Raw genomic sequence first — 14,565 nt, 5'->3', positions numbered from 1 at the left:
GGTCGTCCAGGAGGAAGGTCATGCCGCTATACCACCCGAAACACAGAGAAGAAGCTAAGGCCGTGAAGAGTGAAGTCATGGCAACCATTGTCCATGCTTTCCTGGAACGCGTTCAGGCGTACAGTGAAGAAACAATTGATAAGAAATGGGCTGAATTAAATAAAGGAGGAGAAATCAATGCGGAGGCAGTTCAAAAGCATTCAGACTGGGTCCGCTACCATCAGTTTAATGAAATCGCCCTCAAAGAAATAGAAGACGGAACATTAGATTCCTGGTTTGCGACCCTCATGAAATAGTCTATCACTACGAGGGAGACATTGGAGGAATTTCCTTTTTTTTACAAAAGTGAGGCTCCACAAACTTATCATGTACAGTTGGCCACAGATTAAAACAGATCTCTTTCCTTATTTGCTTTGAAAATTTTACAACCTCAGTTATATTGTTTTTACTTCTCCAAGACTTTTCTCTCCTGATCAGGCTTGGAACTCCATCACATGGGTTAAAAATACCATGCTTTCAGCACCCTCATTGTTCCGACGCCTAGGTCTATTCCTCTTATTGCCCTTCATCTTGGCTGGTTGTTGAGGAGGTGACAGCGAGATATTGCTGGAAAAACCTCGATTACTCGGGCATCCAACCATAAAAAAGACTATGTCGATAGTCGCTGCTGGGAACAATACTTGTTTCATGCTAAGCGATGATACAGTCCGGTACTGGGGGCGAAATATGGATGGACAACTAGGAGATGGAACGACATTCGATTCCTCAACCCCAGTTACCGTAGTCGGGATAAGTGATGCAATATCTATCGGAGTAGGTTTTCGACATAGCTGTGCCGTTATTTCTGGTGGCAAGATCAAATGTTGGGGCTTTAATTTCTTCGGTCAACTTGAGAATGGGACAAGCAATAGTTCATCTACCCCAGTTCTGGTTGATGGGATTTCAAACGCAGTTTCGATCTCGCTAGGCCGTCTTCATACCTGTGCCCTCCTTACAGGAGGATCACTAAAATGCTGGGGAGATAACAATGCTTGGCAACTCGGCAGCCCCATTATTACCCCCTCCGGATTATTTAACTTCTCCTCTGTTCCTCTTCTAATAGAAGAGATCATTGATGCCGTTGACGTGGCATCTGGGGCTAATCACTCGTGTGCCCTCATCGTTAACGGAATGATTGAATGTTGGGGAATAAATTTCTTTGGTGAACTTGGGAACAGAATCATCCTTGGATCACATGTCCCAGTAAATGTCACAGGGATTTCAACGGCGACAAGCATCTCAGCTACGCTCTTTCATAATTGTGCAAGACTTTCAGATGGAACAATTAAATGTTGGGGTAATAACCAATTTGGTCAGCTGGGTAACGGAACGACTACAAATTCCATCTCCCCGGTAGACGTTATGAAATTCCAGTAAACTAGTCTGAGCTTCGAGTTTCGTAAAATAAATCCAGTCTTCTCCTCCTACTACTGACCTGGCTGTCATGCCCCCTTTTGATCATTAATTACTGGTTCAGAACCTCCTCTTCCCCGAATATTTTCAAGATGTACCCTTCATTTAATCTGACCGTTCCTCGCAAGACGAGTTCTTTCTTTCGAGAATAATCCACTAGAGCAACCCTCTTTAGAGAGCTTCACAACGATCTTCTGCTGGGCTGAAGAAAAGGCGTAATCGCCTAATTTTTCGATGGGCACCCAGTGGTGTTTGGAAGATTGATCGATCCCTTTTTTCTTTTTACGGCAGATGAAGACATGGAGGGTCATTTTGAAATGGGTAAACACATGCTTAATCTCCATCCATTGATGAGAGACTTCGATGTAAAATCCCATTTCTGTTTCGAGTAGGGTCTTCACACTATTTTCATGCCCTTCCTCCCTGAAATCCAAACCCAGCCTTCCTCCGGGTAACTCCCACAGGCCTCCCAGCAGTCCTTTTAAGGGCCTTCGGCGGATGAGAACCCCTCTCGCATCAAAAATAATACCCGCCACATGATCAAAATGCGGGACCTTCTTACGTACAGCTCTCACCGGTAAGGTCTCCTCCACCCCCTCCTGATAGGCCCCGCACCCTTTATTGACCGGGCAGATCAGACATTGCGGGCGCTTGGGCGTACAGATCGTGGCCCCCAGATCCATGATGGCCTGGGTATAGACATGCGCTTCCTTTTTGGGAAGAAGTCTCTCGGAACAATCCCAAAGCCAGACCTCAACTTCTTTCCCTTTTGGATCTTTGTCAATCAAGAAATAACGGCAAAGAACCCGGCGAACATTTCCGTCAAGAATCGGCCATCTTTGCTTGAAAGCGATGGTCAGAATCGCTCCTGCCGTTGATCGACCAATCCCCGGAAGTGAAATAATGTCTTCATACCTGGAAGGAATCCTGCCGTCGAATTTTCTGAGGACCTCCGTGGCCGCTTGGTGAAGATGCCGTGCGCGGGCGTAGTAGCCAAGGCCAGCCCAACGCTTCATCACATCATCTAAAGAGGCTGCAGCAAGATCTTGTATCGTGGGGAAGGTCGTTATAAAACTATGGTAATAAGGTAGGACCGTCGCAACCTGTGTTTGCTGTAGCATAATTTCAGACAGCCAGATTAGATAGGGGTCTGAGGTGTCGCGCCAGGGAAGCGAGCGTCCGGAATGACGATACCAACTCAGGAGAGAGCGTGTGAAATACCGGGAACGGTCAATCACCATCTTTATTTCCGGCACCGGAACCGGTCTTAATCTTATTTTTTTTGAGTTCCCGCTTTAATTCTAGAATCTGGAGTTCCAGAATTTTGAATCGTTCCGAAATCGGATCGGGTAGGTTGGTGTGGTCCAGAACCCCTCTTCCTTCTTCCTGACGGCGAATCATCTTTCCGGGAATTCCGACTACGGTTGCGTGGTCCGGCGCCGAACGAAGGACAACCGAATTCGCACCGATTCGAACATGATCTCCGATCACGATTGCCCCCAGCACCTTGGCCCCGGCCCCCACGATGACGTGGTCTCCCAGGGTGGGATGTCGCTTGCCCGGCTCAAGACCCGTTCCACCCAAAGTCACTCCCTGGTAAAGGGTCACGTTATCCCCAATCTCCGTTGTCTCGCCAATCACCACGCCCATTCCATGATCGATAAAAAACCCCTGGCCAATTACCGCGCCAGGATGGATCTCTATTCCGGTCATAAAACGTGCAATGTGCGAAATAAGACGAGGGAGCACCGGTATTCGCGCCTTCCAGAGGATGTGGGAAATCCGATGCATAAAGAGTGCGTGAACACCCGCATAGGTGAGTACAATCTCTATGAGACTCCTCGCAGCAGGATCCCTTTCTGACGCCGCCTTGAGGTCCCCTTTTATCGTCCTAAACATGGAATATTTCCCTTTATCATCCCCTTAGACTCTTCAATCAGAGCGACCGCTTGCACGGCAATTCCTTCACCGCGTCCAATAAATCCCATCCCTTCATTCGTGGTCGCCTTGATATTTACTTGATCCTCTCCAATCAACAGACATCGGCTGATGTTCTTCTTCATCCCTTGGGCATAGGGAGAAATCTTAGGATGTTCGGCAATGATAACCGCATCAACATTCACAACAGACCAGCCTTTTTCTGAAAGTAGATGCCCTACTTCTTCCAGAAACTTCAGGCTGGATATCCCTTTCCAGCGGGGATCATTGTCAGGAAAATGGACGCCGATATCTCCTTGCCCTGAGGCCCCCAGGAGGGCATCGCAGACAGCATGCAAAAGCACATCAGCATCGGAATGACCTTTGAGTCCCTTACTACAGGGTACATCTATGCCACCCAGGATGCAACGGCGCCCCTCTTCAAAGGGGTGAACATCATATCCTATGCCAATACGTGTCATAAAAGAGGCCTGTCCCGCCTGGTTTTAATTCGCCCTTGAAGCATTCTTTCCCGATAAATTAACTCGACCAGTTTCAGGTCCTCTGAATTGGTAATCTTTATATTTTCCACAGACCCTTCTATGCACTTCACTTTTTTCCCCATCTGTACGACCAGCATCGCGTCATCCGTCCCGATGAGATTTTCCTGAGCGGCCTGCCGGTAGGCATCCCCTAATAAACCCAGGCGAAAGCCTTGAGGGGTTTGCATCGCCCATAGATTCTCCCTGGGGATACTCCTTACAAGCTCTTTTATTTTAGAGACAATTTTAAGGGAATCCGCAACAGGGAGGGCTGCAACGGCTGCACCATATTGTTCTGTGGCACAAATCACCTTTTCAATGATTACAGGAGAAACCAGGGGGCGAACCCCGTCATGGACAAGAACGATATCCTCAGGCTGGCCTTCTTCTTCGAGAAGAACAAGTGCTGCACGGACCGAGTCCTGACGTTCATCTCCTCCAGGAATGATCCTCTTCACTTTTGAAAGTGAATACTCCGCGATCAGGGATTCTGTAAAGGATTGATCTTCTTGATTGACAACAGGGAGTATCTCATCCACCAGAGAAATTTTCTGAAAAATAGTCAATGTATGGATAAGGACAGGAAGGCCATCGAGCCCAAGAAATTGCTTCTTTGTCTTCCCGCCGAATCGCTTACCCTGCCCTGCCGCCGGGATGATGACAAAGACCATTAATTTTTTCTCATGGATGAGATTTCCGCTCGGCCCGGTTCTCCCTGTACGCGACTAAAAATCATCCGGCCAGCCGGGGTCTGAAGGACACTGGTGACAACGATGTCGACATTTTTACCAATTCGTTTTTTTGCCTCGTCGACCACAATCATTGTTCCGTCATCGAGGTAGGCAATTCCCTGGCCAAGTTCTTTTCCCTCTTTCAGGACAAAAACGCGCATCACCTCTCCAGGGAGGACAACAGGCTTTAAGGCATTGCAGAGTTGGTTGATATTTAATACACGGACACCCTGCAGTTCGGAAACCTTATTCAGGTTCAGGTCATTCGTGACCACCTTGGCCGAGATTTTTTTTCCGAGTGCAACCAGCTTGGAATCGACCTCCCGGATCTTGGGGAAGTCATCATCCACGATACGGACATCTATGTCGTCCATATTTTGTATCCGGTGCAGGACATCGAGACCTCTACGGCCCCGCGCTCTTTTTATGGAGTCAGAAGAATCAGCAATATGTTGAAGCTCTTGGAGGATGAACTGCGGAATGATGAAAACGCCCTCCAGGAAACCGGTCTCACACAGGTCAGCGATTCTTCCATCAATAATCACACTGGTATCCAATAATTTCTTATTGGAGACACCCGAATTCTCTTCATGAGAATTTCCACTCCTTAAGAGGGAAGGGTCCTTTTCTATCTTCAAGGAAAGCACGGTCCCCATATACGTGAAGAATAAAATGGAAAACCCATTCCATACCAGGGAAACAGCAGGACTCAGGACTAAAACCGGTTCAACCAGGAGGGCGATTATTCCACTCGTGAGCGCCCCGACACTGAATCCAATCAAAGCCCATAACAACCGTCTCACTACCTCTTTTTCTAAAAAGATGGTGAAGACCATCACCATCAGCCATACAAAAAACCCGATTCCGCCGCCGACAAAGGGATTCACGACCTCCAGTCGGGAGGAAAGTGAAAAACCGATTAAGATACTCAGTAGTCCAAAAAGAAAATGTACACCATATGGTTTTGACATTATAAAATCCTTCCTTCAATGTATGAGTTAGATTTAGGTTCATATAAATATTTTTATATGTCATTATCTTATCATTAAATATTGTATTTAATACCTTAAGTTTATTGTAACTTGCTGGCTTGATGGTCTCCAACCTAAGTGCCATCCTCCACCCCCAAAATAGCATTTTCACGGTGTCAGCGTCAGAAATAAGGTTCTCTCTTGCCGACGGATTAAAAGCAATATTGCCTGATTGTCCGGCCTCGCAGAAAGTTTTTCTTCATAGTCTTGTAAATCGTGAATTGATCCATGATTTACCTCCATAATGAGGTCGCCCCGACGCAGGCCGGCTTCTTCCGCAGAACTCCCCGGTTCGACGCGCATGACGACGACACCTCGTTCCTCACGGTCTAAACCAAGTTGGAGCGCAAGATCTGTAGTAAGCTTCTCTACCTCGATTCCAGCCAGACTTTTACTCGGAATCGACTTTCCTTCTCCCCGTCCTCTGGCAAACATATCCTTTGGCTGGGTCTCAATGATGACATCCAGATCAACTTCCTCCTTGTTCCGAATCACTTGAACCTTTCCACGGCTTCCGACTTCTGCCCTTGCAACAATATTTCTCAGTTTGGCTGAATTCTCGACGGCCTGCCCCATAAATGTGATAATCACATCGCCTCTTTTGAACCCTGCTCGCTCTGCAGGGCTATTCGATATGACCTCACTCACCAGGGCACCTTTTACCTCCTTCAGGCCAAAGCCTCTGGCCAGTTGTGAGGTGATATCCTGGATCGCTACGCCCAGCCACCCTCGGACAACCTTCCCATTTGTCACAAGACTGTCTACGACAGACTTGACCATATTACTAGGAACCGCAAACCCGATCCCCATATATCCCCCACTCCGGGTAAAGATTGCCGTATTAATTCCGACCAGTTTACCCTGGATATTGACCATCGCGCCTCCGGAATTCCCCGGATTAATCGCAGCATCCGTCTGGATAAAATCTTCGTAGTCTGTCAGGCCGACATTTGCCCTGCCGATTGCCGAGACGATGCCCATTGTCACCGTCTGCGTGAACCCAAAGGGGCTGCCAATGGCCAGGATGTATTCTCCGACCTGAAGTTGACTGGAATCCCCCCAGGCAACGGTTGGAAGATTGTTTGCATCGATCCGGATGACGGCCAAATCACTTTTTGGATCAGTCCCTACTACCTTTCCGATGAATTCTCGTTTATCGGACAAAAGAACCCTGATCTCGTCTGCCTTTTCTATCACGTGATTATTCGTTACAATCAAACCGCTGGGATCAACGATCACCCCGGAACCGAGACTCTGAGACCTTCTTTCTTTTGGAACTTCTCGCCTTTCCTTCGGGTTGCCACCGAAAAAACGCTTGAAGAAGGGATCATTAAAGGGAAAACCCGATGAATCGTCCCCTTTCTTCCTTGTCCGTGACGTAGAGATATTGACGACAGCCGGCGTGACCGATTTCGATATTGCAACAAAGGCCTGCTGTGTGCCGTCAATAGAGGGCGGTTTTATTCTAAGGGCCTCATCGACAGCCTGGCCAGGCGGAATGGAATGAAACTCAGAGACCAGGACGATGCCGATAATCACCCCCGCAAAGATCAGGAAGGCAGGAAAAATCAGGCGCTTGATCCCTAACTTATCGTTGTTATTCAAGAAATCCTTCTTTCTTTATTCAAGTTTTGACATTATACTATAGCGATTTTAATATTGTAAAGCGATGTAACAATCCATCTTGCCCGTCTTTTCCTCCAGGGTGGCGTTGCTCCGGTGCTCGAATCCTCACGTATGTACCCATACGCTGCGGTTCTATGCTCCTCGCGCCTTGCCCTGAAGGAAATCCAGGCAACCTGAATCGTTACATGTAACTTTCATATTCATTCCCAACTCAGGAAAAATAACTTATGGACAAAAAAAAGGAATGGGCCAGGAAGGGACGGACCTTTATCTGGCATCCTTTTACTCAGATGAAGGAGTGGGAAGAAGAAGACCCAACCATCATCGTCGAAGGAAACGGGGTCACACTGACCGATCTGAATGGCAAGAAATTTCTCGATGGAAACTCGTCGATTTGGGTCAATCTCCACGGCCATCGCAATAAGACAATTAATGACGCCTTAATCCGCCAGATCGGAAAGATTTCACACAGCACTCTGCTGGGTCTGTCAAACCTCCCTGCAATAGAACTTGCTGAAAAACTTCTTCAGATCGCACCCAGTGGAGAAGCTCCCCCCGGAAAGCTGACAAAGGTCTTTTATTCAGACAACGGGTCGACTGCGGTTGAAGTGGCCGTGAAAATCGCCTACAGCTATTGGCAGAACCAGAAAAAGAAGGACCGAAAAAAGAAAAAGTTTATGGTCTTTGATCGGGCTTATCATGGAGACACCCTTGGCTCTGTCAGCCTTGGGGGCATCGACCTCTTCCATCGGGCATACCAGCCCCTCCTCTTTAAGACAATCAGGGTGCCCCCGCCAAGCTGTTACCGCTGTCCCCTATCACTTTCTCACCCTTCCTGCAAGGTTGCCTGTTTGGATGAGGTAGAAGCCTGCATGAAAAAACATGCCGCAGAAACAGCCGGCCTGGTTATTGAACCATTGGTGCAGGCCGCCGCAGGAATGATTACCAGTCCACCGTATTATCTTGAACGTATCCGGGCACTCTGCACCCGCTATAACATTCTCATGATCGCAGACGAGGTTGCGACCGGTTTTGGGCGAACGGGGAGGATGTTTGCCTGTGAACATGAGGGTGTCACCCCGGATCTGATGGCGATATCAAAAGGCCTTACGGGCGGCTACCTGCCTCTCGCGGCAACCTTGACCACACAAGAGATCTATGACGCCTTCCTTGGAGAATATTCGGAATTTAAGACCTTCTTCCACGGCCACAGCTACACAGGTAATCCTCTCGGATGCGCTGCCGCGATTGCCAGCCTGGAGGTATTCAAAAAAGAAAAGGTTCTGGCGAAGCTTCAAAAAAAGATCGACTTTCTAAAGAAAGGGCTGGCGCTATGGAAACGGTGGCGACATGTCGGAGAGATTCGTCAGATTGGCTTCATGGTCGGAATTGAGCTGGTGGCGGACAAAAAGGAGAAGAAGACCTATGCCCCTGAGGAGCGGATTGGATGGCATGTTTGTCTGGAGGCAAAAAAAAGAGGGGTCCTTCTTCGCCCACTTGGAAATGTAATCGTCCTGTTACCACCCCTTTCGATTTCGTTGCGGGATTTGAATAGACTGATTCAGGTTACTGGAGAATCGATCCGAGCAGTAACATTAAGAAAAAAATCTTAGTGCATGAAACACCCTCTGCATGTGCAGAACTGCGACATCACAGTTCAAGGGATGAGGGAGTCAAAATGGTCTAATGACCGAAAGGTGGTTGGCGGACTCTGAACCCGACGACTGCTTGCATTGTTTTTTTGAAGAAGATATTTGATCCCAAACGAATCTGCAGCACGAAGGACGGCTTCATTGTCATCGACAAATAAGGTCTTCGATTTATCAAAAAGAAGAACCCTCTCCGCCCCTCTCCAGAATTCCAAGTCCTCTTTCGGAACCCCGATGTCGCTTGAACAGAGTATCGTATCCAGATATGGACTCAGGTCCGTCTGTCCAAGTTTAATCTGTACTGTCTTTGGATGGGCATTTGTCACCAGAACAACTTCTTTTCCTCCATCCTGAATAAACTTTAGAAAAGGAAGGACTCCTAGATGAACCCGTACCTGATCAGACATCTCTACCTTTAGAGCCACAATATCAAGTCCCAGACGGTCTGACCAGTAGTAAATATCCGTCCAATTCAAGGTCCTTTCCTCTCCTTTAAAAGCGGCATAAAGCAGTTTTTTGGCCTCAGATAAAGAGATCCCTCTGAGATCGGAAAACTTTTCAGGAACAAGTTCTTCCCAGAAGTAATCATCAAAATATCGATCAAGGAGGGTGCCATCCATATCCAGAAGCACGGTGTCGATTTTCTCCCAGGGAATCATTTCTACTCCTGAAATTATAAATATGGCCCGTAAATTAGAGTATTCCTCTCAAACACTTTACGGCAGGAAATCGATCCTGTCAAAGAAAGATCCGTGAACCGAGTTTAATCAATGGTCGCCTTGACGGTCCGGGATCAGGTGAAGTAGAGTGCAGAATAAACATTGGACCAAGGGCAAAGATGAAGAAAAAAGAATGGGATCTCGTCATTGTTGGAGGCGGCCCGGGAAGCATGGCCCTCGCTCTGTCACTTGATCAAAAGGGCTACCGTATTGCTATTCTTGACCGACAATCCTCCCCGGTATCCTATCCAAGAGGCGAGATTGTTCAACCAAATAGCCTGAAGATCCTTGAAACACTTGGTCTTCTGACTGAATTACTCAAAGATGATATTCATCTCAATAAAGCAGTCCACTTTTACCAAATGACGGGTACGCATCTTTGCACGGTGAACTATCAAACGCTTCCCAAGCCCTACGATTACTCCTTGATCCTGCTCCCCAAGACCATTCAAAAAATCCTGATAGAAAGGGTTGCCGCGTCATCCAACATCGAGATGTTCTGGGGTGCCCGCTTTGAGAACCTCTTTATGGAAAGGGGAAATGTAATCGGGGCCGAAGTCACCACCCATGAGGAAAGAACTCTTTTCAAGGCACCCATCATTGTTGGTGGGGATGGGGTCAGATCGCGTGTTCGAGATGCCTTTCATATCAAGTACCGGCTCCATCAATATAAACACGGTTACATCACAGGTATTATCACGCGCCCGGAGGGGTTTCATGAAGATTCAAGATACTATCTCGGGAAAGGTAAGATCTTTGGCCTCTTTCCTGTTTCAAAGCAAGAATGCTACTTCTTTTATCTGCTTCCCTTCAACAAATTGGAGGAATTTCAAAAGCAAGGTATTCAGAGATTCAAGGATGACCTCCTTTCAATGAATGATCCGGTCCGTTCTTTTCTGGAAAAACCTCTCGAAGGCATCTCTTCCTGGGAAGAAACATCTTTTATGCCCTGCTTTCGGGTCCGTTGTGATCAATGGGTCGTTGATGGAGGTGTTCTCCTCGGAGATGCCGCACACGCGATGAATCCGCATGTCGCCCAAGGAAGAAATTCGGCCATGGAAGACGGGGTGGTCCTGGCTGAAATACTGGATAACTGTTTTCAAAAGGGAGATTTTTCCAGAAAGGCTCTTCAGCCTTATGAAATGATCCGCCGAAAAAAAATCGATCTTTTGCAAGACCTTGGTGACGAAATGGCCTGGCTCTGGAACAGCGGTTGGGGACCACTCGTCTGGGCCCGGGACCGTATCTTTCGGACAATTGGCCGCAACCCCAACCTTCACGCCAAAATGCTGACCACGATTTCCGGTCTTGAAATGTGTCCTTTTACCCTTTACGACCGCTGGAGGGCGCTCCACCTCTTTTAGTGGCAACACTGACCTTCGACAACATCAGTAACTTCTCATTTTTTGCAATTATTGCCGATTACTGTCTCCATTTATCTTTCCATATAGGGAGTTTCGATGTATATTTACAGTAAAAGTGGGGTTTGATATAGTCGTTTAGAGTCCATCGGATTAAAATGCCTCCTTTAAGATAATAAATATATTCAGGAAAGGGTATTCATCTATGAAGATCACAAGTAGACCGTTATTTTATTTATCATTGCTCGTTCTCATCGGGTTGTTCACGGTGACCCTTTCGTGCTCATCCGCAGAGGCAAGAAAAGACAAACACTATCAAAGAGGAATTGAATACGCCAAAGAAGAAAAATATAAAGAAGCCATCATTGAATTTAAAAATGTCATTCAAATTGACCCGGAAGATATGGAAACAAAATATCAGCTTGGGCTCGTCTATTTAAAGCTGGGCGGCATGAGCAATCTCCGAAATGCTTTTAAATTTCTCAGCGAGGCAGTAGAGAAAAAACCTGAATTAATAGATGCACAAATAAAATTGGGGAACCTTTTCCTTTTATCGAACGAACTGGACAAAGCCAAAGAAAAAACAGCCCTGGTTTTCAAGGATAACCCGGATAATATTGAAAGCCATCTTCTCCAGGCAAGAATCTATTTGAAAGAGAATCGATTAGAGGATGCGGAGAAGTCTTATCGACATCTTCTCATACTCGACTCCCAAAATCTTCCAGCTTATTATGAACTTTCAGGGATTCGCCTTCGAGAAAAAGACGCGAAAGAAGCCGAATCACTTCTGCAGACCGCCCTTTCCATCGAAACCGGCTCAATCGCATCCAATATGGCCCTTGCCCGTTTCTACCAGGTGACCCAACAGAACAGCAAGGCTGAAAAACACTATAAGAAAACGGTTGAATTATCACCCGAAAACAACTTGCTATATTTTTCTCTCGCTAACTTTTATCAAAGTATCAATCGATTGCCCGAGGCTGAAGCCACTCTTGTGAAGGCAACTCAACTCTCGGAGGATAATCCGGATCCATTCATCGTCCTTGGAAATTTTCACCAGGCCCATGGAAACCTGGAAAATGCGGAAGAAGCCTACCTTCACGCAAAAAAAGTGAAACCGGATCTCCTCGTGAGTAGCAAAAAGCTCGCAGTTCTCTATTTAGGCCAAAAAAGAAAAGAAAAAGCTCTTTCGATGATTGAAGAGATCCTTGAAAAAAATCCGGGTGATCCGGATGCCTTCTTTACCAAGGGTCGTATCTATTTGTCTGAAAGGAAGGTAAAGAAAGGAGCCGACCTTTTCCAAAAGGTCATTCAAACAGAACCGACCTATCCATTCGCACACTATTATTTGGGACTGTCCCATCTTGCAATGGGCAATATCCAGCAGGCAAGATCTGAATTTTCCGAAGCAGTTCAACAGCAGCCGAGAGATCATCGCGCGCGTCTTTCACTTGCCCAACTGCATATCAAATCCCGTTCGTTTGATTTGGCGCTTATAGAAGCGGAGAAAATCATTCAGGCAAACCCTTCAGACTGGAAAGCACATGTTATCTTTGGGGATGCCTCTGTCTCAAGTGGCAAAATTAAACAGGGGGAGGAAATTTATAAAAAGGTCATCGATTTGGCCCCGAATGAGCCGGTCGGATATTTTCGGATGGGGGTACTTCGGAGGGCACAGAGAAAGGAATCGGAGGCCTTGACCCTTTTTGAAAAGGCAATGTCACTCAATCCAAACCTGATCGATGCCCTCTCACAGATTGTCGCGACCCATTTGGGAAAGGGGGATTCCGAAAAGGCGGTGCTACGGGTATCGGCACAGATAGAATCCACCTCGGACAATGCCCTCTTTTATCACTTGAGGGGAAGATTGCACGCCAACCAGAAAAATTTCAAGAAGGCCGAAGCAGACTTTATGAAGTCGATTGAGATCACCCCGAACTATTTGGCTCCGTATATCGACCTGGGTACGCTCTACAGCCAAGAAAAACAATTTGACAGAGCCCTGCAGCAACTCGCGGAAGCAATCAAAAAGGATCCAAAGGTCCTTGCGGCTTATATGCTCCGTGGCGTAATCTTCGAGGCGAATAACGACTACAAAAAGGCCCAGACCGAATATGAAAAGGCATTAGACATAGATGGGAAATTTGCACCGGCGGCCAACAACCTGGCTTGGATCTATGCAGAGCATGGCGGGAACATCGACCGGGCACTGACATTGGCGCGGATTGCCAAAGAGAAACTCCCTGACAATCCTTCGGTCTCTGATACCCTCGGCTGGATCTATGTTAAGAAAAATGCCTATCTCAAGGCGATCAGCCTGCTCAAAGAAAGCACAGCAAAACTCGAAAAACACCCTGTCGTCCGGTATCACTTAGGGATTGCCTATTATAAGAATGGAGACGCTCAAAAGGCCAAAAAAGAATTAGAGGCCTCCCTTGCACTTTCTAAGGATTTTCCGGGAGCGGATGAGGCTCGTAAGGTGCTTGGGGAGTTATGAAGTTATAGGGGACAGGGTGTACAGGGGTCGTAAAAAACAGGAGAGTAGACAGAGGCAGTTTTCTCCTTCGTGGCCCGCCCTTTCTGACGGTTCAGTGTTCCACTTCAGCTAAGCTGCCGATCGATTTAAGCATCTCTTTAAGATTATTCAAAAGGGGTGTCTGTGAAGTACAGGATACAAGTTCTACCCCCTGATCGTCCTATACCTTTTTCTCATCGCCAGCCCAAACCCCGCCAACCCGGAACCTAGAAGCGCAAGCGTCCCCGGTTCGGGAACAGCCGTCGCGTCATGTGAGAAAGGAGCAAACTTATAATTTCCGTGTTTATCCCCTTCATAGATATGGTCATAGGTATCAAAATGCACCGTTGTAAATCCTGAGATAGCAACAGTATAGACGTTGACCTGACCATTACCTGGAAAGTCTAAAGGAAACATATTGATAAAGTCCCCAATAGGAGAGTCTGTTAGCGTAAAACCTCCAAGATTCCACTCAAAAAAACTTGTTCCTGATCCATAGATCGAGTGGGACGCGAGAGAGCTTCCGTCCCCCCGGATCGGAATTGCTCCATCACTGGAAGCAAAGTTAGATGTCGGCACAGGATTCGAGGGTGTCGAAAGATCACCCGATGTTCCGAGAAGATCAGTTGTTGTTGAAACCAAGGAAATGCTCCCTCCAGAAACTTCGGCTGTCGAAACAGCTGCAGCAAGCTTTATATCGGCAATCGTTCCAACGGAACCGACATCACCTATCACCCAAAGTTTAAAGGGGTCTAATGTATTGATGACCCAAGATTCAGTCACTGTGTCATAAGTAGAACCCTCAATATAGATCTGAAGCACAGGGACCGCCCAAGACGATGTCACCATTAAAGATGAAAAATAAAAAACCCCAAACATCATTATTATGATTAATCGATGGTTACATTTTTTCATATCACTCTTCAGCCTCCTTCTCTCTTTTCCGAGTTATAACTGAAAGTGGTGTATGGAGGGCTTGAAAAAAAGCGGCGTATCTGGTTGATTTGAAACTGCGAATGAAT

At 47.0% G+C, this 14,565-nt stretch carries 12 protein-coding genes and 1 pseudogene; 5 read left to right on the top strand and 8 right to left on the bottom strand.

Going from position 1 to position 14,565, the window contains the following annotated elements:
* Window positions 1-20 precede the first annotated feature (20 nt).
* Both EYQ01_02400 and EYQ01_02395 read left to right on the top strand, forming a co-directional pair.
* On the top strand, window positions 21-296 hold the full coding sequence (locus EYQ01_02400) for a hypothetical protein (GenBank protein ID HIE64665.1): 276 nt from the start codon (window positions 21-23) through the stop codon (window positions 294-296).
* Window positions 297-603: 307 nt separating this feature from the next.
* On the top strand, window positions 604-1,416 hold the full coding sequence (locus EYQ01_02395) for a hypothetical protein (GenBank protein HIE64664.1): 813 nt from the start codon (window positions 604-606) through the stop codon (window positions 1,414-1,416).
* A 137-nt stretch (window positions 1,417-1,553) separates the two neighbouring features.
* Here the strand turns inward: EYQ01_02395 and mutY are convergent, their stop codons facing one another.
* From mutY to EYQ01_02365, 6 genes are all read right to left on the bottom strand, one after another.
* Window positions 1,554-2,693, bottom strand: a complete 1,140-nt coding sequence (mutY, locus tag EYQ01_02390) for an A/G-specific adenine glycosylase (GenBank protein HIE64663.1) — start codon at window positions 2,691-2,693, stop codon at window positions 1,554-1,556.
* Window positions 2,683-3,351, bottom strand: a complete 669-nt coding sequence (gene cysE / locus EYQ01_02385) for a serine O-acetyltransferase (GenBank protein HIE64662.1) — start codon at window positions 3,349-3,351, stop codon at window positions 2,683-2,685. The genes mutY and cysE overlap by 11 nt, the downstream gene beginning before the upstream one ends.
* Entirely contained in the window at window positions 3,336-3,851 is a 516-nt protein-coding gene (locus EYQ01_02380; protein ID HIE64661.1) for a 2-C-methyl-D-erythritol 2,4-cyclodiphosphate synthase, read from the bottom strand. The genes cysE and EYQ01_02380 overlap by 16 nt, the downstream gene beginning before the upstream one ends.
* Complete coding sequence (gene ispD, locus EYQ01_02375) at window positions 3,848-4,582, bottom strand: 2-C-methyl-D-erythritol 4-phosphate cytidylyltransferase (protein HIE64660.1); 735 nt, start codon at window positions 4,580-4,582, stop codon at window positions 3,848-3,850. The genes EYQ01_02380 and ispD overlap by 4 nt, the downstream gene beginning before the upstream one ends.
* On the bottom strand, window positions 4,582-5,613 hold the full coding sequence (locus EYQ01_02370; GenBank protein HIE64659.1) for a TRAM domain-containing protein: 1,032 nt from the start codon (window positions 5,611-5,613) through the stop codon (window positions 4,582-4,584). Before EYQ01_02370 ends, ispD begins: the two co-directional genes overlap by 1 nt.
* 168 nt (window positions 5,614-5,781) lie before the next feature.
* Window positions 5,782-7,278, bottom strand: coding sequence for a DegQ family serine endoprotease (locus EYQ01_02365; GenBank protein HIE64658.1), 1,497 nt, complete (start codon window positions 7,276-7,278; stop codon window positions 5,782-5,784).
* A gap of 248 nt (window positions 7,279-7,526) precedes the next feature.
* Between EYQ01_02365 and bioA the strand changes: the two genes are divergently transcribed.
* Window positions 7,527-8,912, top strand: a complete 1,386-nt coding sequence (gene bioA / locus EYQ01_02360) for an adenosylmethionine--8-amino-7-oxononanoate transaminase (protein ID HIE64657.1) — start codon at window positions 7,527-7,529, stop codon at window positions 8,910-8,912.
* Between the two features lie 44 nt (window positions 8,913-8,956).
* Here bioA and EYQ01_02355 read toward each other — a convergent pair whose 3' ends face one another.
* Entirely contained in the window at window positions 8,957-9,607 is a 651-nt protein-coding gene (locus tag EYQ01_02355) for a GMP/IMP nucleotidase (protein HIE64656.1), read from the bottom strand.
* A gap of 179 nt (window positions 9,608-9,786) precedes the next feature.
* On the opposite strand from EYQ01_02355, the gene EYQ01_02350 reads away from it, so the two are divergent.
* Together EYQ01_02350 and EYQ01_02345 are read left to right on the top strand one after the other, a co-directional pair.
* Window positions 9,787-11,031: an FAD-dependent monooxygenase gene (locus EYQ01_02350; GenBank protein HIE64655.1), complete on the top strand. Its 1,245-nt coding sequence runs from the start codon at window positions 9,787-9,789 to the stop codon at window positions 11,029-11,031.
* Window positions 11,032-11,233: 202 nt separating this feature from the next.
* The gene (locus EYQ01_02345; GenBank protein ID HIE64654.1) at window positions 11,234-13,525 is read left to right on the top strand and encodes a tetratricopeptide repeat protein; all 2,292 of its coding nucleotides are present in this window, start codon (window positions 11,234-11,236) and stop codon (window positions 13,523-13,525) included.
* Window positions 13,526-13,708: 183 nt separating this feature from the next.
* Here EYQ01_02345 and EYQ01_02340 read toward each other — a convergent pair.
* Window positions 13,709-13,810: pseudogene (locus tag EYQ01_02340) on the bottom strand (PEP-CTERM sorting domain-containing protein).
* Between the last annotated feature and the right edge of the window lie 755 nt (window positions 13,811-14,565).

Source organism: Candidatus Manganitrophaceae bacterium (assembly GCA_012960925.1).
In the GTDB taxonomy this organism is placed as follows: Bacteria; Nitrospirota; Nitrospiria; order SBBL01; family JAADHI01; genus DUAG01.
The sequence above is the reverse complement of the archived record's forward strand: the minus strand, read 5'-3'. Positions and strand labels throughout refer to the sequence as shown.